At 48.9% G+C, this 24867-nt stretch carries 21 protein-coding genes and 1 riboswitch; of the genes, 14 read left to right on the top strand and 7 right to left on the bottom strand.

The window, feature by feature from the left end; translation table 11 throughout:
- Nucleotides 1-22 precede the first annotated feature (22 nt).
- Entirely contained in the window at nucleotides 23-1108 is a 1086-nt protein-coding gene (locus ACFQ3J_RS19230; protein ID WP_251583726.1) for a hypothetical protein, read from the top strand.
- 170 nt (nucleotides 1109-1278) lie between these two features.
- Here ACFQ3J_RS19230 and ACFQ3J_RS19225 read toward each other — a convergent pair whose 3' ends face one another.
- The 4 genes from ACFQ3J_RS19225 to ACFQ3J_RS19210 all read right to left on the bottom strand — a co-directional run bounded on the left by ACFQ3J_RS19225 (nucleotide 1279) and on the right by ACFQ3J_RS19210 (nucleotide 6049).
- Nucleotides 1279-3528 carry a bifunctional 2',3'-cyclic-nucleotide 2'-phosphodiesterase/3'-nucleotidase gene (locus ACFQ3J_RS19225; RefSeq protein WP_379293652.1) on the bottom strand — a complete coding sequence of 750 codons (2250 nt, stop codon included), beginning with the start codon at nucleotides 3526-3528 and terminating at the stop codon, nucleotides 1279-1281.
- A 411-nt stretch (nucleotides 3529-3939) separates the two neighbouring features.
- Nucleotides 3940-4356, bottom strand: a complete 417-nt coding sequence (locus ACFQ3J_RS19220; RefSeq protein ID WP_251583725.1) for a pyridoxamine 5'-phosphate oxidase family protein — start codon at nucleotides 4354-4356, stop codon at nucleotides 3940-3942.
- 157 nt (nucleotides 4357-4513) lie between these two features.
- The gene (serS, locus tag ACFQ3J_RS19215; RefSeq protein WP_091159397.1) at nucleotides 4514-5809 is read right to left on the bottom strand and encodes a serine--tRNA ligase; all 1296 of its coding nucleotides are present in this window, start codon (nucleotides 5807-5809) and stop codon (nucleotides 4514-4516) included.
- A 75-nt stretch (nucleotides 5810-5884) separates the two neighbouring features.
- Complete coding sequence (locus ACFQ3J_RS19210; protein WP_251583724.1) at nucleotides 5885-6049, bottom strand: hypothetical protein; 165 nt, start codon at nucleotides 6047-6049, stop codon at nucleotides 5885-5887.
- A 136-nt stretch (nucleotides 6050-6185) separates the two neighbouring features.
- Nucleotides 6186-6305, top strand: a riboswitch (TPP riboswitch).
- Nucleotides 6306-6514: 209 nt separating this feature from the next.
- Between ACFQ3J_RS19210 and ACFQ3J_RS19205 the strand changes: the two genes are divergently transcribed.
- From ACFQ3J_RS19205 to ACFQ3J_RS19160, 10 genes are all read left to right on the top strand, one after another.
- Entirely contained in the window at nucleotides 6515-7540 is a 1026-nt protein-coding gene (locus ACFQ3J_RS19205) for an ABC transporter substrate-binding protein (RefSeq protein WP_091159396.1), read from the top strand.
- A gap of 28 nt (nucleotides 7541-7568) precedes the next feature.
- A complete protein-coding gene (locus ACFQ3J_RS19200) occupies nucleotides 7569-7862 on the top strand; it encodes an MTH1187 family thiamine-binding protein (RefSeq protein WP_091159394.1) in 294 nt (97 codons plus the stop codon).
- Nucleotides 7859-8632, top strand: a complete 774-nt coding sequence (locus tag ACFQ3J_RS19195; protein WP_251583723.1) for an ABC transporter permease — start codon at nucleotides 7859-7861, stop codon at nucleotides 8630-8632. Before ACFQ3J_RS19200 ends, ACFQ3J_RS19195 begins: the two co-directional genes overlap by 4 nt.
- A gap of 50 nt (nucleotides 8633-8682) precedes the next feature.
- Nucleotides 8683-9501, top strand: coding sequence for an ABC transporter ATP-binding protein (locus tag ACFQ3J_RS19190; protein ID WP_091159390.1), 819 nt, complete (start codon nucleotides 8683-8685; stop codon nucleotides 9499-9501).
- Nucleotides 9502-9526: 25 nt separating this feature from the next.
- Entirely contained in the window at nucleotides 9527-10333 is an 807-nt protein-coding gene (locus tag ACFQ3J_RS19185; RefSeq protein ID WP_251583722.1) for a TatD family hydrolase, read from the top strand.
- A 340-nt stretch (nucleotides 10334-10673) separates the two neighbouring features.
- Complete coding sequence (locus ACFQ3J_RS19180) at nucleotides 10674-12452, top strand: cache domain-containing sensor histidine kinase (protein ID WP_251583869.1); 1779 nt, start codon at nucleotides 10674-10676, stop codon at nucleotides 12450-12452.
- Nucleotides 12427-13218 (top strand): response regulator, encoded by a 792-nt coding sequence (locus tag ACFQ3J_RS19175; protein WP_251583721.1) that lies wholly within the window; start codon nucleotides 12427-12429, stop codon nucleotides 13216-13218. Before ACFQ3J_RS19180 ends, ACFQ3J_RS19175 begins: the two co-directional genes overlap by 26 nt.
- 156 nt (nucleotides 13219-13374) lie before the next feature.
- Entirely contained in the window at nucleotides 13375-14658 is a 1284-nt protein-coding gene (locus tag ACFQ3J_RS19170; protein WP_251583868.1) for an ABC transporter substrate-binding protein, read from the top strand.
- A 93-nt stretch (nucleotides 14659-14751) separates the two neighbouring features.
- Complete coding sequence (locus ACFQ3J_RS19165; RefSeq protein ID WP_047911374.1) at nucleotides 14752-15633, top strand: carbohydrate ABC transporter permease; 882 nt, start codon at nucleotides 14752-14754, stop codon at nucleotides 15631-15633.
- A gap of 13 nt (nucleotides 15634-15646) precedes the next feature.
- Nucleotides 15647-16525 (top strand): carbohydrate ABC transporter permease, encoded by an 879-nt coding sequence (locus ACFQ3J_RS19160; RefSeq protein ID WP_251583720.1) that lies wholly within the window; start codon nucleotides 15647-15649, stop codon nucleotides 16523-16525.
- A gap of 149 nt (nucleotides 16526-16674) precedes the next feature.
- Here ACFQ3J_RS19160 and ACFQ3J_RS19155 read toward each other — a convergent pair whose 3' ends face one another.
- The gene (locus tag ACFQ3J_RS19155; protein ID WP_251583719.1) at nucleotides 16675-18288 is read right to left on the bottom strand and encodes a glycoside hydrolase family 43 protein; all 1614 of its coding nucleotides are present in this window, start codon (nucleotides 18286-18288) and stop codon (nucleotides 16675-16677) included.
- A 215-nt stretch (nucleotides 18289-18503) separates the two neighbouring features.
- Between ACFQ3J_RS19155 and ACFQ3J_RS19150 the strand changes: the two genes are divergently transcribed.
- Nucleotides 18504-19448, top strand: coding sequence for an AraC family transcriptional regulator (locus tag ACFQ3J_RS19150; protein ID WP_251583718.1), 945 nt, complete (start codon nucleotides 18504-18506; stop codon nucleotides 19446-19448).
- A 182-nt stretch (nucleotides 19449-19630) separates the two neighbouring features.
- On the opposite strand, the gene nfsA is transcribed toward ACFQ3J_RS19150, so the two are convergent.
- Nucleotides 19631-20374 (bottom strand): oxygen-insensitive NADPH nitroreductase, encoded by a 744-nt coding sequence (gene nfsA, locus ACFQ3J_RS19145; RefSeq protein ID WP_251583717.1) that lies wholly within the window; start codon nucleotides 20372-20374, stop codon nucleotides 19631-19633.
- A gap of 370 nt (nucleotides 20375-20744) precedes the next feature.
- Here nfsA and ACFQ3J_RS19140 point away from each other — a divergent pair, with 370 nt between their 5' ends.
- The gene (locus ACFQ3J_RS19140; protein WP_311287251.1) at nucleotides 20745-21302 is read left to right on the top strand and encodes an RNA polymerase sigma factor; all 558 of its coding nucleotides are present in this window, start codon (nucleotides 20745-20747) and stop codon (nucleotides 21300-21302) included.
- Nucleotides 21299-22267: a hypothetical protein gene (locus ACFQ3J_RS19135; RefSeq protein WP_251583716.1), complete on the top strand. Its 969-nt coding sequence runs from the start codon at nucleotides 21299-21301 to the stop codon at nucleotides 22265-22267. The genes ACFQ3J_RS19140 and ACFQ3J_RS19135 overlap by 4 nt, the downstream gene beginning before the upstream one ends.
- Before the next feature lie 162 nt (nucleotides 22268-22429).
- On the opposite strand, the gene ACFQ3J_RS19130 is transcribed toward ACFQ3J_RS19135, so the two are convergent.
- Nucleotides 22430-24859 carry a heavy metal translocating P-type ATPase gene (locus tag ACFQ3J_RS19130; protein ID WP_251583715.1) on the bottom strand — a complete coding sequence of 810 codons (2430 nt, stop codon included), beginning with the start codon at nucleotides 24857-24859 and terminating at the stop codon, nucleotides 22430-22432.
- Between the last annotated feature and the right edge of the window lie 8 nt (nucleotides 24860-24867).

Below are 24867 nucleotides of genomic sequence, written 5' to 3'. Positions count from 1 at the left end.
GATTCAAGGAGGATGAACTTGAATGAGCTGCAAACAAACAAATCTGCCTGTAGAAACTTTAACTGTACCGGGGAACATCAATATCGATATGGCCTCTGCTTCAAGAGGAGACGAACGCCGCTTGATGGTGAGCGACAACCCGGAGACTCTGACTGCTGAGAGCTTCCCGGTCGAGTACGGAACACTCTGGCATGACGTCGTCAAAACATCGAAGCGTTCCGTGAAGCATCGTATTTTTGGCTGGCATTACAATCGCACGGGTGCTCCGGTTAAGCTAGGTGTTACGATTGAGAATAAAGACAAGGACCGTATTGAAGTACGTCATATCGAAAGAGATTTGATCCTCGGCCCGTCTACGGTCAGTTGGATTATTGATGTCGGTCAATGCATCGCCAAATCCTGTCTTGGCGGAACACTTGACCGGATCAAGCCTGTTGATCATTACAAATTCGGGACTGGTGTGGCGCTTATCGAGGAATTTATTGTAGAGGAGGATGTACTCGCAGGATTTATCTATGAGTTTACAGTGGAGCATGCAGATGGAAAGGGAAGTCAGGATTATGAAATTCGTACTGTCGCATCGAAGCTGCTGGACAAGGATCTGCGTGAAATTACGACAGAGCCTGTACCGCCTCGCCCAGCACCTCAAGCACATCCTCGCGGCAGCTGGACCTTCTCCGAAACAGATGCCATTACCCCTGTATACCGAGTTGGACAAAGTGCAAACTTCCGCACATGTGCAGGAACCAAGCTCACTGGGGAGCCGCCAGTTGACCTGCTATTTACGGCCGAGAACAGTACGCTGCCGAACTCACTGACAAACCGCGGACAATTCGGTGCAGTCTATCAGGTGACGATTCCGATTCTGAATGAGACCGACAGTGAAGCAGCCGTGCGCATACGCGTCAATCCTAGAGGCGGAGCCTTTGCCGGAGCTGCCCTGATTGATGGCAAGACCTACGGAATTCCGCTTCTGCGCAACAACACCCAGCTCAGCCCGATCGCGGATATTACGGTTCCACCGGGTGAGAGCTCCTATAGCTTCAAATACATGACTGCAGGCAGTGCAAGCACACCGCTCGGCATCTACGTAACCACCATCGTCTAGTTCATTGTCTGATCATCTCTATCGACACATCTGAACAGCGATCAACAGAGCAGCGTTCAACTCCTGCTTCTCCTCGTTAAAAAATCTTCCCCGCAAACGGCAAAAGATCCGTACCCGCTGGCCACCTCTTGGCTCCTTGCGGGTACGGATCTTTTGTTCGTTCTTACATCTTAGGATGCAGGGATGATGATTTTTTGTCCTATTTGCAGCTTGTGTACATTGCTTATTTTGTTTGCCTTGGCAATCGCATTCCAATCAACCCCGTACTTCAGGCCAATTCGGTACAGGTTGTCCCCTCTCTTGATGACATACACCTGATCCTTGCCAGCCTCCGGTTTGACAGGCTTAGGGTCCGGCTTCGTTGCTGGAGTTGTCGGCTTTGGTTCCGTCGGCGTCTCTTCTGCTTCCGGTTCTTCGACTTCTGGAGCTGCCGTATCCGCGCCGCCGGACAAGTCTAAGGAATACTTGCCAAAACCATCCTCATTCTCACCCAGATAGGTCATCGCGCCGCTAAGCTCCGCATCGGCAGTAACAATACTGCTGGCTGCAGGGGAGGTATTGAAGATAATCTCCGGAGTACCGGAAATCTTGGCAAATGACCAGTTTCCATCCGCAGCTGGGTTGATTGTCTTATTTTGCGCGATATAATCAATAATGGCCTGACGGCTCTCATCTGGAGCAGCCATAATGATGCGCTTGCCGTCCGGATTCGCCAATTTATTGGAGCCTGCACGATAGTTATTGGTAGCTACAATAAATTTTTGCTCAGGCTCAATCGCCTTACCATCATACTTCAAGTTCTTGATGCGGTTGGAAGATGCACTTACGACGTTCCCTTTACCGTCATATTTCGCTGGCTCCGTCACATCAATCTCATAGGTTACACCATCAATAACATCATAATTGTACGTCGGGAAGTCAACATTCACGAGCTCCTGCTCTCCACTCTTGGATGGATCAATGGTATTGAATTGTCCTGCGGACCATTCCAGCCATTCCTTCACTTCTGCTCCTGTCAGTTCAACCGCATGAACTGTATTAGGATATACATATAGATCTGCTACGTTTTTAATGGCGATTGTACCTGCCGGGATATCTGTATAATAGTCCGGACCCATGCGTCCGCCCGCCTTGAATGGAGCACCCGCGGACAGAACTGGAATTCCTTCATACTCTGTGCCCTTCAACTTGTTCTCTACATACCATTTCTGTGCATTGGTCACGATCTGAATGGATGGATCATCCTGTACAAGCGCAAAATAACTCGTAATTGGCGCTGTAGTTTCTCCTACAGGACCACGCACGTATTCCACGGTTGCTTCATGTTCCGCTTGTACCGCTGCCGCTATTTCTTCATCCAATGCTGCAATCGATTTGGCATTTGCTGAATCGTAGATCGGGCGGGATACTGCTGTGGAGTCGACAACCTCCCATTCTCCATCCACCTGCGCAAGCTCCAGATCAATGACTCCGAGATTATCTCCCCATGCTCCCGGCTCAACAGCCGCAACACCATTAATGGTTCCTTTCGCGAGGTCAACACCCTTCATTCCTTCAAAAGCAGATCCAGGGAAAATCTTATGGGCATGTCCGAACAGGATTGCGTCAATACCTTCAACCTGGCTAAGTGGCAGAACCGCGTTCTCCGCCATTTCTGCTGGTGGATTCTCATCATAACCCGAGTGCGCCAGTGCTACGATCAAATCCGCCCCTGCAGCTTCGATTTCGGGCACGAACTTCTCAGCTGTTTTGACGATATCCTTCGTTATTACTTTACCTGTCAAGTATGCGCTGTCCCATTGCATAATTTGAGGAGTAACGAGACCGATAACGCCGACCTTAAGCGTATGCTCCTTACCCGACTCGTCCGTTACCTTCTTCTCGATAATCTCATACGGTTTATAATGGTTCACATCATTGCTCTCATCATCATCGCCGTCATCCTTGTAGATGTTTGCATTCACATAAGGGAATTCTGCCCCTTTTAATACCTGGTCAAAGAACTCCAGTCCATAGTTGAACTCATGATTCCCGGGCGTTGCCGCATCATAATCAAGCAGATTCATTGCTTTATATACCGGATGCACTTCGTCACCCTTAAGCGGCTTAACCTTGGCTACATAATCCCCAAGCGGATTGCCCTGAATGAGATCGCCATTGTCGAACAGCATGCTGTTCTTCGCCTCACTGCGTGCTTGTTTGATCAGCGTTGCTGTTCGTGCCAGACCATAGGTCTCAATCGCTTTATCCGTATAGTAGTCGTAGTCTACCAAATTGGCATGAATATCTGTCGTTTCGAGAATGCGTAGTTTAACCTTGGCTGCTTCCTCTGCGGACACGGGCTGTCCTGGAATTGCAAAGAGCTGAAACAACAGTGCTGCCGTTGTCATTCCTGCCAAAATTGTATTCCTCTTCTTCAAATGTACCCCTCCTGTATTAGGTCCTTCATTCCCTTGCCACAGTTCCTTGTATGTAGAATCTACGCTGTCATCTAGCCTGACACCAAGACCTCCCTTGGAGAAATATATTTCTAAATGCTATTTTATATCAATATTTAGAAGTGTTAAAGAGAGAAGTTTTTGATTAATGCACAACGTTATAACATATTTTTATGAAAAAACACAAAAATGACTTTACCTTACAACCATTAAGTTAAGTTATTTGACATCTAGATGTCGATTATTCGAATTATGTGTCTGTGCAATCATCTGGCCTTCATCGTCAATCAAACACAAAAAAGAGCAAGAGAAGCTTCGGTAAGCCTCTCTTGCTCTTCCATCATTAAGCTTAGACGTCTACTGCTTGATCTGATCATCCTTATGATCTACAAATTACGCTTCCCATACCTGCAGTTCCTGACCCTTGCCTGTATACTCAATTCGTTTAGGCGTGATATCTAGGATGACATAATTGGGATCATCGGGCCCTGTAAACCATTTCTCCAGACGGTCATTCCACAGCTGCTTGCGGAGTTCACCATTACGGCTCACTTCTGCTGTTCCCTCGATCTCCAGAAGGTCCTTCGTTCCGCCTGATTCGTATCCGAGCAGCAGGCTGACATTCGGATTATCCTCAAGCTCCTCCACTTTGTGGGTGCAGCGGTTGGTCGCCATATAGATGTTGAGACCGTCATTATAGACAGCCATATATCTTACCTTAGGCTTACCGCCTTCCACCGTTGCCAGCGAGCAATACGGATTGTCCTCAATCGCTTGTATAATATGTTGTTCAAGATCTGTTTTATTCATAGCACTTCAGGTCTCCTTTCAAAAATACACTCTATTATTAGTGTACCCTGCTCCTGAAAGTTGAACCCGTGGATATTTAACATAAACCGCCCCATACCTGCCGGGCTTGTCATTCACTAGGAATCTGAGTGCTGGCCTGATAGAACGAACAGGTTCTTTAATTCTCATTCTGCCGGACAGGAACCAGCCTCTCTCTATTTCCCATGTAAGGGCGGAGCGCCTTCGGTATATAAACGATTCCATCCTCCTGCTGATGATTCTCAAGGAGAGGAATCAGGATTCTTGGTGAGGCCACGGCCGTGTTGTTCAATGTATGACAATACCTCAATTGACCATCGGTACCCCTATAGCGGATATTGGAGCGGCGCGCCTGAAAATCATGCAGGTTCGACGACGAATGCGTCTCCCCATAGCTGCCCCGGCTAGGCATCCAAGTCTCAATATCATACTGTTTATATGTTTTTTGAGACATATCACCTGTGCATACTGCAACCACCTGGTATGGAAGCTCTAGCGCCTGTAGCAGCTCTTCAGCGTAGCCCGTAATTTCCTGGAGCATCTCTTCTGACACCTCCGGATCAGCCTCTGTCAGGACGACCATCTCTACTTTGGCAAACTGATGCACCCGGTAGAGCCCGCGCACGTCACGTCCCGCAGAGCCGACTTCGCTCCGGAAGCTTGTCGATACGGCCGCCAGACGAACCGGTGCTGCCACATCAATCACTTCCCCAGCATAATACGAGATGAGCGGAACCTCTGAAGTACCGATCAGAAACTTATCATCTCCTGCAAGCTCATAAGTCTGGTCACGACCGCTCGGGAAAAATCCGGTGTTCTCCAGCGCCTCTTCCCTGACCATAATCGGCACCTCCATCGGTACGAAGCCGTGCTTCATCACAATATCCAGTGCAAGCTGCTGAACGGCGCGGTGCAGCAGAACTCCGTCGCCCTTCAGATAGTAGCTGCGCGAGCCGCCAACTTTGACTCCGCGTGGAGCGTCAATGAGATCATGAAGCTCTCCGAGTTCCATATGGTCCTTGACTGGGAATGGAGGCGAACTGACCTCTCCAACCTTCCTTACAATGACATTATCCTTATCGCTCTGCCCTCGGGGTGTGTCAGGGGATACAACATTCGGGACAAGCAGCCGCAGCTTGTTATAACGTTCCGTCACCTCGGCGAGCCTTGCTTCTGCTTCCTCTAGTTGTCCGTTTACCTGCCGCACAGCTTCACGGGCAGCCGCTGCCTCCTCCTGTTTGGCCTCTCTTATCAGCTGTCCTATTCTCTCCGACTCGACATTTCGCTGTTGCCGGAGCTTCTCCACTTCGGTAATCAGCTCCCTACGCGCATCATCACACATTAGCAGCTCATTTATGGATATGTCTATTCTCTTCCAATTAGCTGCTTCCTGAACCTGCTCTGCATGCTCCCTAATCCATTTCATATCCAGCATTCACGTCACCCCTAAGTTAAATTCGTTATACTAAAAAAGCATAGAGCGCCCTCATCCGTTGGGACGAGGAGCGCTCTATGCTCGCGGTGCCACCCAATTTATTGAAGCAGCCTTCATGCGGTCAGCATTAAGTCTCACTTCAATCTCTTTGGTTCCGCAATAACGGGCGGTTCCGATTAACTTAGGGGTCAGTATAAACTTTCCCTTGACGAGAATACCTCCGAGTTGGATGCTCTTCATTGGCATTTTTCACGTTTTCAATTAAAGGTATTATAGTTTAGACATTTCCACATTACAATGATTTTATTCCTGAATATGCTGTACTTTCCTGCCAAGGAGGGCTATAATTAGCTTCTGAAATGTCCTAAACTTCATATTTAACCTCAAGGGGTGCTGGGTTAGCCGGCTGAGATAGTATCCGTGAAAGCGTGTTAGATACGTACCCTTTAAACCTGATCTGGGTAATGCCAGCGTAGGAATGGAGAGAACTTCGAGTGTGCTGTTCTATATTTAGACAGCCCTTAGCCCTTACGTCTGCATGCGTCCCTTATCTGGGACGCTTTTTTTATTATGATCGCAAGAATGCACTCCCACTCTAACGATCTCCCGTTTCAGGATGGCTTTCAAGGAAGCCTCTCTTGAACTTATAGAAGTTGAAATGGAAATTTCGTCAATAATAGGGGTAATTTAAAAGGAGAGAGAAACATGTACAAAAAGTTAGGAATCCTGCTTCTCATTACACTCATGACGATCGTCACTGCTTGCGGCAGCAGCGGCACAGCGAATGAAGATTCTGGCGCAGGCTCGGAGGAACCGGCAGCGAGTGAAAGCCTCCGCGACATCAAGGTCGTACTGGACTGGACGCCAAATACGAATCATACGGGCTTATACGCAGCAGTCAGCCAAGGCTTCTACGAGGAGGAGGGCCTGAATGTAGAGATTATTCAGCCCGGCCAAGCCGGTGCAGATACAATGGTCGCTTCTGGTGAGGTTCCTTTTGGCGTAAGCTACCAAGAAGGGGTTACCCAAGCTCGGACACAAGGTGTCCCGATCGTATCCATTGCTGCCGTCATTCAGCATAATACCTCCGGCTTTGCAGCGCCTGCTGACCGGAACATCGAGTCTCCGAAGGACTTTGAAGGCAAAACCTATGGAGGATGGGGCAACCCCATCGACTCGGCAGTTCTGGATACAATTATGGGTATGGAAGGCGCGGATGTAAGCAAAGTGAATAATGTGAACATCGGCGATGCCGACTTCTTTACCGCAACGAAGCGAGACATTGATTTTGCATGGATATTCTACGCCTGGACGGGTATTGAAGCCGAGCTCCGCGGTGAGCCGATTGATATGTTCTACGTTAAGGACTATTCCGAGAAGCTTGATTACTACACTCCTGTACTTATCACGAATGAGGCAACCATTGATGAGGATCCTGAGCTTGTCAAAGCCTTCATGCGCGCAACGACCAAAGGCTATGAATATACGATTGATCATCCGGAAGAAGCCGCAGGGATATTGAGCGAGGCCGTACCTGACCTCGATAAAGAGCTTGTGCTTGAGAGCCAGAAGTGGCTCAGCCCGAAATATCAGGATGATGCTGCGCACTGGGGCGAACAAAAAGCAGAGGTATGGCAAAACTACTCCGACTGGATGGTAGAGCACGAGCTGCTAGACCAGCCACTGGATGTCGAGAAGGCTTTTACGAATGAATTTCTGCCACATCAATAATTATTAAAGGAAAGCGTTGGTGAACCAAATGGCTCAAACATTACTAAGCATTCAAGTTATTCCAAAAACACCGAATGGAGAAGATTCGATTCCTTATGTGGACCGTGCCATTGAAGTGATACAGCAATCCGGCGTGAAATATCAGGTTCATCCACTCGAAACGACCCTGGAGGGCGAGCTTCCCGAACTGCTCGAAATTGTGCAAAGAGTTCATGAGGTACTCATTGAGGCTGGCAGCCCGAGCATTATTTCACAAATCAAGATTGCCCATTATCCAAGCGGAATCAGCATGGAAGGATTAACGGAGAAGTATCCATCATGAAACGTGTTGTAAGAAGTGTGCTGCCGCCTGTCGCGGCGGTCATCCTCTTTTTGGCGGTATGGCAAATAGCCGTGCCGCTTTTTCACATTGAGAAGTGGATTCTGCCAAGTCCTGTTGATATTACCCGCGAAGCAGCTGCACAGGCGGCAAGTCTTACGGAGCATACTTGGGCGACCGTACAGCTCACCCTGCTCGGCTTCGGCATTGGCGCTGCGATCGGACTTCTAACGGCCATGCTGCTGCATCTGGTTCCATTTATGAAAACAGCCCTATATCCATTGCTCATCCTGAGCCAGAATATTCCGACGATTGCGCTCGCGCCGCTTCTGATGATCTGGTTCGGATTCGGCCTGCTGCCCAAGATCATCGTTATTACGCTCGTCTGCTTCTTTCCGATCGCGGTATCTGCCATGGACGGACTGATGCAAACGGATCGCGCAATGCTGAGCTACATGAGAATGGCCGGAGCCAGCAAAGGGCAAATCTTCCGCAAGCTGGAGGTGCCTCACGCGCTCCCGTCCATTTTCTCTGGTCTAAAAATCGCAGCAACCTACAGCGTCATGGGCGCAGTCATCGCCGAATGGATCGGCACAGATAAAGGCATCGGCTATTATATGATGCTGCAAAAATCGGCCTATCGGACAGACCGGGTATTCGTCGCCATGGCCATCATCGTCCTCTTGAGCCTGCTCCTCTTCGCCGTCATCGCTATGCTGGAGAGAGCGCTCGTCCGCTATAAGACAGATGATCATAGAAAATCCAATTCATGAGACGGCAGCAGCCATCGAATCGAATCCAGTAACGAGAGGAGGATAATCTTATGGATCCTTTACTAGAAGTGTCTGACATCCGTTTATCATTTCGTCAGAAAAAGCAGCAGCTTCATGTCCTTGATCACATATCACTCACGGTCGGCCAAGGTGAATTCGTCTCCATCATCGGACCCTCAGGCAGCGGAAAGAGCTCTTTATTTCAAATCATTGGCGGACTTCTTCAGCCTCATGCAGGAACAATCCGCCTGGACGGAGAAGTGGTAACAGGAACCCGTGGCAATATCAGCTATATGCCACAGCAGCCAGCCCTGCTCCCATGGCGGACAATAGCCGATAACATCAAGCTCGGCAGCGAGGTTGCGCCTGCTCGATTCCGCAGCAGGCAAGGAGCGGATTACGAGCTAACCACTCAGCAATGGATGGCTAAGGCTGGTCTGAGCGGCTTTGAAGATATGTATCCACACAAGCTGTCAGGCGGAATGCAGCAGCGGGCTGCCTTTTTGCGCGCACTCTTGAGTCCACAGGAGCTTATGCTGCTCGACGAGCCGTTCAGTGCGCTGGATGCACTGACGAGAAGCGAGATGCAGGAGTGGCTGCTCGGTATTTGGGAGCAATCGAAGCGATCGGTGCTATTCATTACGCATAACATTGAAGAGGCACTCCTGCTGTCGGATCGGATCTATGTATTTTCAAATCGACCGGCGACCGTACTCCATGAGGTGAAGGTCCCATTTGCTCGTCCAAGACAGGAAGTGTTGACCGAGGACCCTCATTTTCTTCGCTTGAAGCGTGAAATATCCGAATGGATGCGGGAGGAAAGACGCAAGCAGCCGGTTAGTTCCAGCCCTTACCCGAACATGAAGTAAACCAAGCTAGGAGGTGATAAGCGTAATGCAGCAGTCTGAAGAGGATTTAGCGCCTGTCATTGACTCGCATATTCACCTGGACCAGTATGAAGACGAGAAGCAGCCCTTGCGTCTGTCGTTTGCACAGCATCAAGTGGAGGCTGTAATCGCTGTATCTACCCATCTTGCCTCCTGCCAGAGAACGGAGAAATTGGCGGCTGCCTCTCCTTCGCTGATATATCCTGCTTATGGATATCATCCGGAGCAAGCTATCCCCTCTGAGCCGGAGCTGACAGAGCTGTTTGAGTGGATGGAGGAGCATCTGGACAGCATGATTGCCGTAGGCGAAGTTGGCCTGCCCTATTACACAAGATTGGAAACAGCTGTCGAAGGCAAAGCTCTGGAGATGAAGCCCTACATCGATATGCTGGACAAATTCATCGCATTTGCCAAGAAACACGATAAGCCCATCATTCTGCATGCAGTTTATGAGGATGCAGACATTGCGGTCGAGCTCTTGGAGCAGCATCGCTATGAGAAAGCGCATTTCCACTGGTTCAAGGGTGCAGAACATACGGTCCTGCGCATGGCGAAAAACGGATACTATATTTCTTTTACGCCCGACATCGTATATGAAAAAGAAATACAGGATCTTGCCAGTATCTATCCTCACGATCAGATTATGGCGGAGACCGATGGCCCGTGGCCTTTTGAGGGCCCTTTTGCCGCGCATAAGACGCATCCCCGAATGGTGAAGGACGTGATCCGAGCCTGGTGTGATGTTACAGGAATCAAGCCGGAAGCAGCATTTGAGCTATTTTATAACAATACCAAATGCTTCTATGATATTTGACTTCAAGGTATAGATAAGCCTTGCATCTTACATATCAGCTTCGCAAGTGATGCCCCTGATGATTCAGGGGCTTTTTCAGCTTTAATGCCGCAATGATCTCATATGTTTCTTTATCCATTTCGTTCTCGTAATTCCCCTTTTCATGCAGCCATTATTTGAACTATTGTCGTATACGCAGGAAAGAATTAAAATTTGAGAGCATCTAGGATAATGGCACAGAGGCAGCCGAAGGAAGGAACCCTGTATAGAATGCGCTCCAGTCACCGTATTCTGACCCTATTCCATTTGTTGTCTTCAATAATGTAAGCACTTTCAACGGATGAAAGGAAACGTGGATAATATGTTTGGTTCCCGTTACTTTAATACACTTCGCAACCAAATATTTATTGGCTCTTTGCTCGTTATGCTGCTCGTTCTCGGCTCCATCGCACTCATTGTATATAACCAAATATCTGTACTGCTGCGCAGTAACGCAGAGAGCCATATTCAGCAGACCGCCGTCCAGGCATCCGGCAAGCTGGATGTCCTTCTGAATCAGATTGAGAACTGGACATCCCAGGTCGCTACCGATGCGACAGTTCAGCATGATCTGGCACTAGAGGCAGCAGGACAGCACATCAGCTTCTCACAGCGGCAACAGCTGCAGGAGGAAGTACGCAAGCTTGAAGCTTATGCCACATCGATTCGTTCTATCGAAATATACACAGCCGATTATCGCAGAATGCTTCCTCTGGATGATGCGGAGCTTGATGATCGTGTGCCTGCAGGCTGGATTACGAGGACGGATGAGGCTGAAGGACAGCTGGTGTGGTTTGGCATAGATCCCAGGGATCCGGCAAGCGTCGTTGCGATTCGTAATATTCGAATTATCAATCAGTCCTACCAGGCGGCAGGATATGTCGTTGTTCGCATTGATAAGAACTTTTTCCAGCTTACAGACAACGACTCCGGGAACCGTTCATCGCTCGAATTCTTGAATTTGTTTGATGATGAGGGGAAGCCGATCTCCCTTGCAGCGATGCCTGGTGTAAGTCCTGATATCCATCTACGGGAGCTTCAGTCCTCTGTAGAGCTGGATGGCGAGCCGTACATCACAGTTGAACGGCAATCCGAGAAGACAGGCTGGAATTTGGTCATATTGTCTCCAGCCGATTACCAGGCAGAGGGGATCAGCCTATTACTCACCGTTATGATTATTTCCGTTATCGGCGGGGCCCTGCTATTCGTCATCCTCTCCTTCTTCCTGTCGACGATGATTACGCAGCCTATTCTGAATATGATCAAGGTGATGAGGACCTCTAAATTCGGCACGCTCAAACCAAGCAAGGTCACTTCCGCTACGCTTGAAATACAAGAGCTCAGCAACACATACAATCAAATGGTGGATCGAATGAATGAGCTGGTTGAGGTCGTATATCAGAAGGAGATTCTACAGAGCCGCACGGAGCTTAAAGCGCTGCAATCCCAAATTAATCCACACTTCTTGTTTAACACGCTGGAGGCACTGTACTGGGCTCTCGATGAAAAAGGAGAAGAAGAGCTTGGTGAGGTCGTCATTGCGATGTCCGGTCTGTTCCGATATGTCATTAGCCGGGGCGATGATGACGAGTGGGTAACTATTGATGATGAGCTCAGCCATGTAGAACGCTATCTAACGATTATGGACATCCGCATGGGAGACAGACTCTCCTGGAAGATCGCTTGTGATGCGTCTATGAGGTCGGTGCCGATCCCCAAGCTGCTGATCCAGCCGCTCGTGGAGAATGCCGTTCTTCATGGGCTAGAACAGCAAGTCGGTGCCGGAAGCATTGAAGTGCTCGTTACTTCCTCCAGCCATTCGGGTTATATCGATGTCATCATCAAGGACAGCGGACCCGGCATGAGTGAGGCGAAGATTCGCTCCCTCTACACGGCTATGGAGGAGGGCCATTCCCCTTCCTCTAAGGGAACGGGCATCGGTATTGCCAATATCTACAGGAGACTAAAGCTCAGCTACAACCGGGAAGGAAGCGGACTTCACATTGCCAGCGATTTAGGCAAAGGTACCCTTGTTACGATGACGATACCCAATGAACCAGGAGGTACTTTTTATCATGAAAAAGATACTTATCGTGGATGACGAGCCCAGAACGAGAGAAGGGATTCGCAAAACACTGGAATCCTGGTCATCCGGACAGCATGTGATTGAGACCTCAGCCAGTGCGGTGGAAGCCCTTGAGTGGCTTAAGATAAATAATGCGCATCTTGTCATTACTGATATTCGCATGCCCGAGATCAGCGGACTTGATCTGATTGAGCAGATTCATAACGCCCCCTTCTCTCCGATTGTCATTGTCATCTCAGGCCATGCTGAATTTGACTATGCACAGCGAGCGCTGAAATATGGTGTGGTGGACTATTTGCTCAAACCCATCGACAAGAAGAAGCTGGTCTCTGCTGTGGGGCTTGCTCTTCAGCGTTATGAGGATCAGAACCAGATTGAGAAGATGAAGAAGCTCGTCGATCCGATACTGATGGCTACCTCGCAGGAAGAACGCAAGTATAGCCTCCCTGTCCAGGAAGCGATCGATTATCTGGAGCAGCATTTGCATGAGCCTGTCTCCCTGCGCGATCTATCTGAGGTGCTACACATGAACACAAGCTACCTAAGCGCCTTATTCAAGGAGCAGACCGGTCTTACATTTAGTGATTATCTGACACGCAAGAGGCTTCAACGGGCCAAGGAGCTGCTGCTGAATACCAGGCTCTCTATCAATGAAATATCGGAGATGGTCGGATACCAGACCCCCAAATATTTTGTAAAAGTGTTTCGAACCGCCGAGAATGTGAGCCCCGGGAGATATAGACAGCACATGCTGGAGGGTTCAGAGGAAAAGATCCAATAAAAGTGGTATTTAACCTAAAACCTGTTACGTTATGCGCTTACAAAAGCTTTGCTACAATTCAATATAGAGACAAATAAAGCGGTTTCAAAAAACCGACTTAGATCATAAAGCAAAGGGGATGTAAACGTGTTTAAAACAAAAAAGAAGTGGACGTTAATGACCATGACTCTCTGCTGTGCCATTGCGCTTGCAGGCTGTGGGAACAGCGGATCAGGCAGTGACGAAGGAGCAGATGGCGGCGATAAAACAACGATCAATTTCATGCATCTGTGGCCTGAAGGCGTGTCAGCCGGACAGAACAAGATCGTTAATCAAATCATAGAAGATTACCAAACAGAGAACCCTGATATCACCATCAAGACAGAGGTTCTGGATAACGAACAATACAAGAATAAGCTTAAGGTCCTCTCTGCTTCCAATGAATTGCCCGATGTCGGCATTACTTGGGCAGCAGGCTTCATGACTCCTTATGTCGAAGGCGGATTGTTCACCCCTATTGATGACCTGCTGGGCGGCGAGCTGAGCGGCAAGTTCGTCGAAGGAACAACCGAAGCCTTCAACATTGACGGCAAGACGTACGGACTTCCACTGGAATTTAATATTACACCTGTCTTCTATAATAAAGCGATCTTTGAACAGTATGGACTCGAGACTCCGCAGACCTATGAAGAACTAAAAGCTATAATCTCGACCCTTACAGAAAACGGTGTAGCTCCGATCGCACTGGGCAATAAGGACCGATGGACGGGGTCACTGATTTATATGTTCCTCGCTGAACGCTTTGGCGGACAAGAGGCACTCGCTAGCGCCATTAATGGAGAAGGCTCCTTCACGGATGAAGGCCTGACGAAAGCGGCGGCAGAAGTACAATCCCTTGTAGACAGCAATGCATTTATCAAAGGCTTTAACGGCTTGTCCAATGAAGAAGCCAAATCGGAGTTCCTGAACGGCAATGCAGCCATGTACATCATGAGCACATGGGAGCTTCCTAACTTTACGACCAATGAAGAAATACCACAGGAATTCCGCGACAGCGTTGGATTCTTCAAATTCCCTGAAGCCGAAGGCGGTAAGGGAAATGTCGACAGCTGGGTTGGAGGTCCTGGGGTTGGACTCTTCGTATCGGAGAACTCCGGGGTTAAGGATGAAGCGAAGAAGTTCGTTGAATACTTTGTATCCCAGTGGGGAGAGCAATCGGTAACCGGCGCAGGCGTTATTCCTGCAACCAAGGTAGATACAGCATCACTTGAGCTTCCTCAGCTGTACATCGACCTGTTCAATGAAATGAACAAAGCAACCAGCATCACCTTGTATGCCGATGTGCAGATGCAGGCATCAGCTGCGGAGACTCATCTAAATCAAATCCAGGCATTGTTCGGCAAAGCGGTGACTCCTGAAGCCTTCGCGGAAGAGCATGACAAAGCCATTTCCGGAAACTAACAAAACACAGCTCAGAATAATCACATAACAGGTGAACTGGCCCGGTCCTGTACCGGGTCAGCTCGTTATATAACGGAAAGGAGTTTGATTCTTATGGACAAAGTGATGTCTAACAAGAAAATCATTGCACTATACGTGCTTCCAGCCCTGCTGCTGATCTTGACTCTTGTATATATTCCGATCATCTTGACCGGCTATTACGGCCTGCATGAATGGAACGGCATCGGTGCCATGAAATTTATTGGATTCGATAATTATGCGAATCTCCTTCAGGATAAAACTTTTTGGGACAGCGCCTGGCACTCCCTGCTGCTTGCGATATTCTCCGGCCTGAGCCTCCTTATCTATTTGGCAGTAGCAATGGTCGTGGCAGGACGCATCAAAGGAGCCAATCTGTTCCGCAAAATTTATCTTGTTCCGATGCTCCTGTCCTCTGTTGCAATCGCGCAGCTATGGCTTCGGATGTACCATCCAACAAACGGGGTCATTAACAGCTTCTTGACCTCTATAGGCATTGATAACCCTCCTGCATGGCTGGCAGAGCCTTCACTTGTACTGATTGCGCTCTTCATCCCGATTCTGTGGCAGTATGCTGGTTTCTATATTTTGATCTACTACTCTGCACTGAAGAATATTCCCACGTCACTTGAAGAAGCAGCCAAGATTGACGGTGCTACAGGAATCCAGATTGCGCTGAGAATTAAGCTTCCACTCATTATGGAAGTCATCAAGGTTACCATCGTGCTCTCTCTTGTCGGTTCACTTAAATATTTCGATTTGATCTATGTTATGACAGGCGGCGGACCCAATGGTTCAAGTGAAGTTATGGCCTCCTATATGTACAGTGAGGCGTTCAAATCCTATGACTTCGGCTACGGCAGCGCCATCGGCTTCTTCCTGCTTATTATTTGTCTTGTCGTAACCTGGATCATTCGCAAACTGACAGCGACGAAAGATACGATTCAATACTCATAAGGAGGTAACCTTCATGATGCACACTTCTGCTCAGATTGGCGGAGCCGCGAAGTCCGGGTCCAGTATGCTGAGAAAAATCGGCTATGCGCTGCTGTACATTATTCTCATCGGCGTGGCCGCATTTCAGCTGTTTCCGCTGCTATGGCTGCTGCTCTTCTCGCTTAAAAATAACCAGGAGGTATTCAACCTGCCTCCCCTATCCCTTCCGGCGAATCCGAAGTGGGAAAACTACGCAAAGGTATGGAATTCAGGCAATATCGACGTTTATTTCTTCAACAGTGTATGGATAACGGTTGCGGCAACAGTCATCACGGTCGTGCTTGGAAGCCTGGTGACCTTCGCCATTACACGGATGAAATGGAAAGGCAGCTCTCTCGTGCTCGGCCTATTCATGGTTGCCATGATGATTCCCGTTCACTCTACGCTGATTCCGTTGTTCAGCATGTTCAACAAGGTCGGTTTAACCGATCATCCGCTGTCACTGGTTCTCTCCTACGTCGCATTCAATATGCCAATTACCATCATGATTCTGTTAGGCTTCTACTATGCACTTCCCAAGGAAGTAGAAGAAGCGGCCATCATTGACGGCTGCAGCGTGAACCGCATGTTCTTCCGCATCGTGCTGCCAATGACAAGCTCGGTCATTGCAACGACAGGCATTATTAACATGATCTATAACTGGAATGAGTTCATATTCGTAAATACGTTCATTAGTTCAGATCATTACAAAACGCTTACTGTGGGAGTCCAGAACTTTATTGGACAATACACGACAGATTGGGGAGCCATCGGCGCAACACTGATGATCAGCATTCTGCCCATCCTCGTTGCCTACATGTTCCTTAGCGACCGAATCGTTGAGGGGATGGCGGCAGGAGCAGTTAAGGGGTAACAGCTTGTATAAGCCATTATCATTCTACGCTCTCCGTAGTTAACCCGTCGCCTAATGTGCTCTTGTATTGAAAAAAGCTCCGAACCCTTCAGCACGGGAGTCCATCCCGTGCGAGGTGTTCGGAGCTTTTCTATGGCTCGAATCTTGAATTAAGCTTCGTTGCTCTTGTAGATAAAGTAATCAAAATCCGCCGGCAGGCTATGTCCGGATGTATCCTGACTGCGCATACCGACAAATGCTCCCGTGAAGAAGCCGCCCCCTTGGATATAATCATCGGACAGCTTATGAGATTGGAATTGCACCGGAATTGTCGTCCAGTCCTGTCCATCCCAAGAGTAGGAATACTCGTAAATGTCGTACTTCACATCAACACGCAGGTATACGTATTCTGCCTCATCTGGAATGACAATTTCATTACCCAGCAAAGGCTGGGAGAATGAGAAGTTGTCGCAAGCGACCAGCTCCAGTATTCTTCCCTTCTCTTCATGCCAAGTGATCTGGCAGGAAGTCCAGTTCTGTGTGTTGTAGTAATTGCTAAGGCCTGCAGACTGCTGGAATGTCGTCGGGTTAAATGCCACCTTGGTTTCTGCGGTGAACCGGAAGTGCTGCCAGCGTCTAGCGATAAATGCCTGTGTAAACTTGGACGTGAACGACTCTTTGCCATACAGTCTCAAGTGACCCGGGCAATCTGTGAGTGACATAACCTCGCTTCCAAGCGGAATGCGCAGGCTCTGGAAATTCAGGTTCAGCACCTCGCTGACAAAATCGTCCTTCTCCGGGAAGTCCGGACCCCAAACGACTTCTTCCATCTTCGGCCCTTCAATTTGAAGCGACGGATGGTTACCGCCGACCACATAAGGCCATCCATCTCTCCATTCCAAACGCTGTATCGCTGTTTCGCGGCCGAGCGGACAGTATCCTCTTGGATCGAGCAGCGGCTGTCCTTCTCTAGAGAGTGGTCTGCCGGTTAGATGAATCAGGAACCATTCATCCGTATGGGTATGCACAATGGAGGAATGTCCTGCCTTCTGCAAAGGATTCCGCGGATGAGCAAAGGAAGATATAAGCGGATTCTCCGGGTGTACTTCATATGGACCACGCAGGTCTTTCGAGCGGGCAAGCGTTGAACAGTGATCATACTTCGTTCCGCCTTCTGCCGTGAGCAGGAAGTAAGTGCCGTCAATTTTGTATAAATGCGGAGCTTCCGTCAGCTTAATGTCGGTTCCCTTGAAAATGATCTCTGATGTGCCGATAAGCTTCTGCTGTTCAGGATCATATTCCTGAAGCGCAATGCCGTAGAACGGATGATTTCCGACGCGCTGGTCCCACACCATGTTTACCAGATACTTCCTTCCATCCTCATCATGGAACAAGGACGGGTCAAATCCGGAGCTGTTCAAGTGGATCGGCTCAGACCACTCCCCGTCAATCGTATCGCAGGTTACCAAATAGTTGTGGGAATCCTTCCATTGCCCCTCTGTTACTTTGACATCCGTATAAATGAGCCAGAACTTGTCATCATGATAGGACAAAGCTGGCGCCCATATCCCGCCCGAGTCGGGATTACCCATCATATTCAGCTGACTCAAGCGATTAAGGGGTCTTGATACAAGTCTCCAATTCTTAAGATCTCTTGAATGATAGATTCCCACACCTGGGAACCACTCGAACGTCGAAACTGCAATATAATAGTCGTCCCCGGCACGGCAAATGCTTGGGTCCGGGTTAAATCCTGTTAAGATCGGGTTCTGAATCGTAGCCATCAATATGCTCCTTCTCATTACGGTTCATGCTATTGTTCCTTTGACCATCATTTACCCAACTTATTCAGCATGATATACCCCGTATATTTTTAGTAGTATACTATAATCATAGCAAGGTTTATTGCGTTTACCCATATCCAGAAGAAGTCACAATTTATCCAAATCAAGCAAATAAAAAGCAGATCAATAAGAAGGGTTAAGAAGGTGAATCCATCGTGAACAATAGAAACGAACGTAAAAATGAACAGCCCATTCATCGGTTGAAATTTCCTGGGACAGAGCTTAATCAAGACGAGCACAAGCGCACGGAATTTATGCTGCCTGATATGAACTCTACATTTCGTGTATTTGCCGCCCATTATCGTACCGTAGACTCCGATTGGAGTTACCCTGCTCATACGCATCCCTTTTTCGAGGTCAATCTCGTCCTGTCCGGATCTCAGCGGATGAGGGCAAATGGACAGCCTTACCTTCAGCAGCCTGGCGACTTGATGCTGCTAATTCCCGGTGAAGAGCACGAGAGCTGCGCAGCTTCTCCTCAAGGGATGACCTATTACTGCATTCATTTTGATGTGGATGAGCCCGCATTTAGAGAGCTGCTATGTGCCAGAAGCAGGCCATTCTTTGAGGCGGGAAGTGAACTCAGCAAGCAGATCCGGCCTGCACTGGACAAACTGATTCTGCTGACCCTTGATGAAGCTGGTGTACGTGTACAATCACGGATGATGATCCTCTCGGCCTTGTTCGAGCTGTTTGGAGCGCTCAGTCATGTGCTGTCCCAGGAAGAACACAGTACGCCTTCGCAGATTAACCCAACTGCATCTTATGTGGCCTCCAGGCTGGAACAGATGGTGGGAGATATTGAAAATGAGGATGGGGAGACACTCGCTCATGAGACCGTAGAGTCCATTGCTCAGGAGGTCGGCTATAGCACATCTTCGGTAAATCGAATGTTCTCCCGTGCTTTTGGCTTATCACCGAGACAGTATATGTCCATGTTAATTCTAAAAAAAGCCAAGCTGCTGCTGATGGACCCCGATCTATCCATCGAGGAGATTTCCATGAAGCTGGGTTATAAGAACATTGCTCATTTCAGCAGGCAATACAAGCGCTGGACGGATGAATCACCCAGCCAGTTCCGGGGGAGATTTCATAAATAGCACAGTAAGCGGTTATTGAGCTATTGGTGCACTCATATTTACTAAGGAAATATCTCTAGCCACTAAAGAAATTCCCATTATAAAAGACACCGTCCAGTTTTTATTTGGACGGTGTCTTTGCTTCTTTTATGAATTGCTCGTTATAAGAATAGTTCATTATTATGAATCGCTCGATCGTTCACTTAACGCTTCATGAAGCCCTTGCTTTCAAGAAACGGCTTCAGCTGCAATCGCGCCGGCTGAGTCAGACGCTTCGCCATCATTTCAGACCAAGTTGCGGTCTGTTTACCGGATGAACGTTCTTGCATATAAGACGATAGAGTCTTGTCGTATTCCTTGACCTGTGCCGTCGTCTCTTCACGGTCGTATCCGTTCCTGTGAAGCACCGCAGGCAGTGGCAGACGCGGCCGAAGCAGCGGCTCCTGATCCGGAACACCAAGACACATGCCGAATACCGGGTAGACCAGCTCAGGAAGACCCAGCCGTTCTGCGACCTCGCCAATTTGATTGCGAATGCCCCCAATATATACGATACCCAGTCCGAGCGACTCTGCTGCAATCGCAGCATTTTGTGCAGCAAGCGCGACGTCAATGGTCGCCACTGTATAATTCTCTGTCGTATCCTCATAGGTCTCTTCGCCAGCTGCCTGCGAAGAGGCCGCTTCGCGAAGACGGTACAGATCTGCACACCAGACGAGGAAGACCGGGCACTCCTGAATATATGCCTGGTTGCCGGCAAGGGAAGCAAGCTCATCTTTCAATCCTGGATCTGTGACTGCGATAACGCTGTAGGCTTGCACATTACTGGATGAAGAAGCCATCTGAGCCGCAGCGATGATCGTATTTAGCTGCTCATCGGTGACAGGTTCGTTTTTGTATTTACGGATCGAACGATGGTTCATCAAGAGATTGATTGTATCATTCACGCTTCTTTCACTCCGTTCTCTAAAATAACAATTACTTTACGGATTAAGTCTACTCTTTCACTGAGCTTCTATCAATCACTCCTTGATCCTTGTCTATTCATTTGTAATCTTCTTTTTCCATATATCTCCCTATATTCTTACCCACTTGCAATAATAAAATGAAATAAACAGGAGCGAGTATTGCCCTTGAGATCTCCCCATACCCAGTGAGTGTTTTGCATTCAGAGCGACTTTTGGCTATGGATGCTCTGATTACACTTCAGGGACATGCCTCGCATCCCAAAACAACCCGGAGCGTGGAAGGCAATACAGGAGCGCCCAGGAGCACAAGGAACTTTTTGCACTGTTCCTAAGTCTAATGGTAAGAGAGGTGACGCACTTGGAGTCAGATCATCAGATTTTATATAAACTCATGGACGAGTATGGCAACGACGTTTGGAATTACGCCTATTTTTTAACGAGGAACCGGGATCACGCAGATGATATCTCCCAAGAGGTCTTTATTAAGGTCTATCAGGGGCTGCATACATTTCGCGGAGACGCCTCTACGAAGACATGGCTATTTACGATTACGAGAAATACCGCTTTTTCCTATCGAAGATCCCGCTTCTTCAAACAAGGCCTGCTTGGAGGGCGGGTCTCTTCACTGGATTATTCGGCGGAAGGCAGCAGCGCCGCAAAGCTCAGTACAAGCACCATGCCTTCTGCGGAGACTGAGGTTATGGAACAGCAATATGCCGATGCGATATGGGACATCATCATGGAGCTTCCTGACAAATTCAGGGAGGTTCTTGTGCTGTCACTAAAGTACGATATGAAAATAAAAGAGATGGCAGAGCTGCTGAGCATCTCGGAAGGCACCGTTAAATCCAGGCTGTCCCGCGCCAAGCAAAAGGCACAAAAAGAATTAAGGAGGCTCGAAGAATGACCGATCAACATGAACACTGGCAGGAGCGATTGAAAAAGGGGCCTTTTAAGGAGGAACCTTTTACAGAAGAGCACAAGCAGCGAGTCATCCAAACGATACAGAATCTGACTCCTCATTCTCAGCATAAACCCCGCCCTTGGCAGTGGAGACGTATGCTGCTCACTCTTGGTATCAGCGGAGCGGTGCTCGCTTCCGTATGGTGGATTATACCTAATGGTGCCGTTACCGAGAATATAGCGAGCTTATCCGATCAAGCAGTTGAGACCAGTCAAACTGAATCCATGGATACTGAGTTCGATACATCCCCAAATCAAAAAAACAACTATAATGCCAGCTCAGAAGCCTCTTCTCCCACCTCATCTTCAGAGCAATCCACCCATAAGGAGGAAGCGGCGGCCGAGACAGAAGACCGCTCCGGCAGTGCATCAGAGGATGTGGAAGAGCAGCTCATCACACAGCAAGGCTCAGCAACAACTGGCACAACTGGCTCTGCCGAGAGCATTGCTGTCTCCTATTCCAGCTTCGAGGACCTCTTAGCTGATTCCGTGCTGGCGGCCGAGATTGAAGTCCTAGATGCCCAATCAGACCCTTATGAGGTCGAAGTCAAGGATGTTCTTTACTCAACAACCGGGGTTACACCTGGCGAGGAGATTAAACTGAATTATACTGGTGTTAAACAAGGACAAGAGAACGCTCATGCCGAAGACAGCTACAATCCACCGCTAACGAGCGGTGACCATGCCATACTGTTTTTAAAAAAAGGCGGGAATTCAGATCCATATTATATTGCTGGAGTCTATCAAGGAAATTACATGGTCCAGCAGGGTAAAGTATCCTCTGTCGGATCGCAACCAAGCACAGAGGAGTTAGAGCTTGTGCAGAAAGACAGCGGCACCTCACGGTTCGTCATAGATATGGAATTAACAGAGTTCAAAGATATGCTCAGAACCATTGCCAAGAAGTGAACACTGATCAAATGGTATGAATCCGCTATTCGCTTATCTATTGGTTTCTTCTCAGCGTCAGCAACTATAGAGAGAAATAAATTCCAAAGTGACAATTAAGCGAACAAAAAAAATATACCTGGCCATCTCCACAACGAGATGCCAGGTATCTTCTATCTTTACTTACAGCTTAATTCGCTGGAGCCTTAAGGCATTGAGCACAACAGAGATCGAGCTGAGCGCCATCGCCGCTCCTGCCAGCCACGGAGCAAGAAATCCGGCTGCCGCAATGGGAATGCCAATGACATTGTACCCAAGCGCCCAGAATAGATTCTGCTTAATATTGCCCATCGTTTTGCGGCTCATTAGAATGGCATCAGGAATGCTGTTCAGGTCGCCACGCATAAGGGTAACATCTGCTGCCTCCATGGCAACATCCGTACCTGTACCCATTGCCATGCCGGTATCTGCTGTCGCCAGGGCCGGCGCGTCGTTGATCCCATCGCCTGCCATCGCTACTTTTTGGCCAGAGGCTTGAAGCTTCTTGATTTCTTCCGCCTTTCCTTCTGGCAATACCTCTGCAAGCACATGGTCAATACCCGCCTCAGCAGCAACCGCCTCTGCGGTACGCCGGTTATCCCCGGTCATCATGATGACTTCAATCCCCATCGCCTTCAGCCGCTGAACAGCAGCCCGAGATGTGTCCTTAATCGTATCCGCTACCGCAATGATTCCCGCATAGACGCCATCCACTGCGATGAGCATAGCCGTTTTGCCAGAGGCTTCAAGCTCCTCCATACCTTTCTCAGCAGAGTAACTATCCACCTTGTGTGCATCAAGCAATCTCCGAGTGCCGATCAGCAGCTCATGCCCTTGTACTACAGCCTTGACCCCATAGCCCGGCACATTCTCAAACCGTTCAGCCTCCGGAACAGCGATGCCTCGCTCTCCGATCCCTGTAACGATCGCACCTGCCAATGGGTGCTCCGATGCCGCTTCTGCAGCTCCTACAAGGGATAACAGCTCCTCTTCAGATCGGCCTTCAGCCATTATTACATCCGTCAGCTTAGGCTTCCCTTCTGTAACCGTCCCGGTCTTGTCCAGCACAACTGTCTCTATCTCCTGAGCATGCTCCAAGTGCTCTCCGCCTTTAAACAGAATGCCGTATTCCGCTGCCCGACCCGAGCCTGCCATAATGGAGGTTGGAGTCGCTAAGCCGAGGGCACAAGGACAAGCTATAACGAGTACAGCAATCGCTTTTTCCATAGCCGCCGCGAATTGACCCTGCTCCACGAAGAAGAACCACACGACAAACGTCACAATCGCAATTCCTACAACGATAGGAACAAAGATCCCAGAGATGACATCAGCGATTCGCTGTATTGGTGCCTTGGACCCCTGCGCTTCTTCAACCACCTTGATAATCTGTGCAAGCGCTGTATCCGAGCCTACCCGGGTTGCTCTAACTGTCAGCACTCCATTTATATTGATCGTCGCCCCCGCAACGGAATCGCCGACTTGCTTATCTACGGGCAGACTCTCGCCGCTCAGCATAGATTCATCTACAGAGGAGCTCCCTTTCTCAACTATTCCATCCACAGGAAACTTCTCACCGGGCTTTACAATAAGCAGATCGGATACGACAACATCTGTAGCCGGAATGATCATCTCCTGCCCGTCACGAATAACAGATGCCGACTGCGGTGCCAGCTCCATCAGACTGCGGATGGCCTGGGAGGATCGGCCTTTGGCCACACTTTCAAACCATTTGCCCACCAGCACCAGCGTGATCAGAATTGCACTTGTCTCATAATACAACTCGGCCCCATGGTGTCCTCCTTCAATGGTCCAGTTGATCGTCAGATACAAGCTATAGAAGTAGGCCGCCGACGTACCGAGGGCAACGAGTACATCCATGTTCGCACTCTTGCTGCGAAGAGCTGCATAAGCACCCTTATAGAACTGAAAACCGATAATGAACTGAACCGGTGTCGCAAGGATGAGCTGAAACCAAGGATTCATGAACAGCTCCGGCACATACATCCATGAAGTGAACGAGAAGTGGCCCACCATAGCCCACAATAACGGAATTGATAATATAGCAGATATGATCCATTTCCACTTCTTGCGAGCCATCTCCTTCTGTCTGATTTCTGTGATATCCTCCTTCGATCTCTGCAGCAGAGCGCCATAGCCCAGCTGTTCTACCTTACGGACCATATCCTGGGGAGTGGTCTCACTCGCATCGTATTCAACGTGGGCTGTTTCCAATGCGAGATTAACACTGGCACTAGCCACTCCAGGTATTCGGCTTAGTCCTTTTTCAATCCGTGTAGCACATGCCGCGCAGGTCATCCCTGTAATATCCAGATCCACCCGTTCCGTTACGGTTCCATACCCAAGTGCTTCGACCTTACTCCTAAGGTCACTGACCTCTAGGACGGCCGGGTCATAGCTCACAGTTGCTTGCTCTAATGCGAGATTAACATTCGCGCTGCGTACACCCTCCATGCGTGAAAGTCCTTTCTCGATGCGGGCAGAGCAAGCAGCACAGGTCATTCCTGTGATGTTTAACTTTGCATGCTTCTCGCTGCTTACGGAAGGCGAATTCATTTATATCA

Source organism: Paenibacillus provencensis (assembly GCF_042678545.1).
In the GTDB taxonomy this organism is placed as follows: domain Bacteria; phylum Bacillota; class Bacilli; order Paenibacillales; family Paenibacillaceae; genus Paenibacillus; species Paenibacillus provencensis.
This window is presented reverse-complemented; position numbering and strand designations above follow the sequence as displayed.

Coding starts and splice junctions, on each gene's coding strand:
- ACFQ3J_RS19230 (WP_251583726.1), top strand. CDS start 23: ATGAGCTGCAAACAAACAAATCTGCCTGTAGAAACTTTAACTGTACCG.
- ACFQ3J_RS19220 (WP_251583725.1), bottom strand. CDS start 4,356: ATGAATAAAACAGATCTTGAACAACATATTATACAAGCGATTGAGGAC.
- serS (WP_091159397.1), bottom strand. CDS start 5,809: ATGCTGGATATGAAATGGATTAGGGAGCATGCAGAGCAGGTTCAGGAA.
- ACFQ3J_RS19210 (WP_251583724.1), bottom strand. CDS start 6,049: ATGAAGAGCATCCAACTCGGAGGTATTCTCGTCAAGGGAAAGTTTATA.
- ACFQ3J_RS19205 (WP_091159396.1), top strand. CDS start 6,515: ATGTACAAAAAGTTAGGAATCCTGCTTCTCATTACACTCATGACGATC.
- ACFQ3J_RS19200 (WP_091159394.1), top strand. CDS start 7,569: ATGGCTCAAACATTACTAAGCATTCAAGTTATTCCAAAAACACCGAAT.
- ACFQ3J_RS19195 (WP_251583723.1), top strand. CDS start 7,859: ATGAAACGTGTTGTAAGAAGTGTGCTGCCGCCTGTCGCGGCGGTCATC.
- ACFQ3J_RS19190 (WP_091159390.1), top strand. CDS start 8,683: ATGGATCCTTTACTAGAAGTGTCTGACATCCGTTTATCATTTCGTCAG.
- ACFQ3J_RS19185 (WP_251583722.1), top strand. CDS start 9,527: ATGCAGCAGTCTGAAGAGGATTTAGCGCCTGTCATTGACTCGCATATT.
- ACFQ3J_RS19180 (WP_251583869.1), top strand. CDS start 10,674: ATGTTTGGTTCCCGTTACTTTAATACACTTCGCAACCAAATATTTATT.
- ACFQ3J_RS19175 (WP_251583721.1), top strand. CDS start 12,427: ATGAAAAAGATACTTATCGTGGATGACGAGCCCAGAACGAGAGAAGGG.
- ACFQ3J_RS19170 (WP_251583868.1), top strand. CDS start 13,375: ATGACCATGACTCTCTGCTGTGCCATTGCGCTTGCAGGCTGTGGGAAC.
- ACFQ3J_RS19165 (WP_047911374.1), top strand. CDS start 14,752: ATGGACAAAGTGATGTCTAACAAGAAAATCATTGCACTATACGTGCTT.
- ACFQ3J_RS19160 (WP_251583720.1), top strand. CDS start 15,647: ATGATGCACACTTCTGCTCAGATTGGCGGAGCCGCGAAGTCCGGGTCC.
- ACFQ3J_RS19155 (WP_251583719.1), bottom strand. CDS start 18,288: ATGGCTACGATTCAGAACCCGATCTTAACAGGATTTAACCCGGACCCA.
- ACFQ3J_RS19135 (WP_251583716.1), top strand. CDS start 21,299: ATGACCGATCAACATGAACACTGGCAGGAGCGATTGAAAAAGGGGCCT.
- ACFQ3J_RS19130 (WP_251583715.1), bottom strand. CDS start 24,859: ATGAATTCGCCTTCCGTAAGCAGCGAGAAGCATGCAAAGTTAAACATC.